1 protein-coding gene and 1 pseudogene are annotated in these 1,206 nt (G+C 75.2%); both read right to left on the reverse strand.

Annotation, left to right across the window (positions count from 1 at the left end; translation table 11 throughout):
• Positions 1-178, reverse strand: a 178-nt coding sequence (locus Q2100_RS31875; protein ID WP_407667727.1) for a hypothetical protein, incomplete at its 3' end; no start/stop codon positions are given.
• Positions 179-222: 44 nt separating this feature from the next.
• Positions 223-1,206, reverse strand: a pseudogene (locus Q2100_RS30230) (Dyp-type peroxidase); the annotation flags it as partial.

Here is a 1,206-nt window from a genome sequence, read left to right on the forward strand (position 1 = left end):
GGCGCACGTCGTGCCCGCGCCCCACCAGCGGGCGCTTGCGCGACCGGACGGCGGCCCTGCGGGTCGACGTCGCCGGACCGGGAGTGAGATGGGCCGCCTCCGAACGGATGTCGTGTGCGAGCCGCTCGACGGCGACACCCGGCGCGACACCGAGTTCGCGGTCGAACACCGTGCGCATCCGGTCGTAGGCGCGCAGCGCGTCACCCCGCCTGCCCGCCCGGTAGGGTTGAGGGCGTCCGCCTCGGCGAGACGCCGCTGCACCGGCACGAACTGGGTCGCCGGATCGCGCTGGTAGGCGGCGAACAGCAGTCCGCTGTCGGTGGTGCGGCCGGCCGCGGGCGGGTCGTCGTAGTTGTAGGGCCGGCGCAGGAACTGTTCCCCGTCGTGGCGGTGGCGGGCCAGCGCGACGTGGCTGTTCGGCGGGATCACCGGGATGCCGCCCGCCGTCGCCTCGAGGTCGGGCTCGTCGGTCTCGTGTTCGCCGGTCAGCGGGGCGCCGGTGTCGAGCCGCCTGCCCACCACCAGTTCCTTGCTGGCGCGGTCCAGCTCGTCCCAGGTGTCCATCTCGGCGCGCACCCGGCGCAGCACCAGGACGGTGCCGCCGGCGAACCAGCGGCGAGCCTCGCCGTCGTCCCACACCAACCGGTCGAACGCCGCGTCGTCGTGCAGGTTCGCGGTGCCGTCGAGTTGGCCCATCAGGTTGCGCATCGTCCCGCCCGACGGGTCGGCGCCGTGGGCCTTGCGGAACCCGCGCTGCCGCCACCGCTGGGTCGTCATGGTCCGGACGTTCTTCAGCAGCACCCGGCTGGCGTGCGAGACGGCGACGGGGTCGTCGGCGCAGATCTGCAGCAGCAGATCGCCACCGCAGAATCGGGGGTCCAGCCGGTCGGTGCGGAAGGCCGGCGGTTCGGCGGCCGTCGGTGGCCGCAGCCCGGCCAGGCCGGTCCTGTCGAACGCGGTGGGCCCGAGTCCGACCGTGACGGTGAGCCGGGCCGGGCGCTGCGCCAGTTCGGGTTCGGTGTCGGCCAGCGCGGGCCGGCCCTGGGTGAGCCGGGCGGCGTCGGCTGTCCACAGCCGCAGCACGGCGGCCAGGGCGTCGCGGGCGCTGCGCGACCCGTCGCTGCGCAGGTCGAGCGCCAGGAACAGCGCGTGCGCCTGCGGGGCGGTGCTGACACCGGCCTGGTGGGGACCGAAGAACGGCTCCAC

It is taken from the genome of Mycolicibacterium arseniciresistens (genome assembly GCF_030519285.1).
GTDB lineage: Bacteria > Actinomycetota > Actinomycetes > Mycobacteriales > Mycobacteriaceae > Mycobacterium > Mycobacterium arseniciresistens.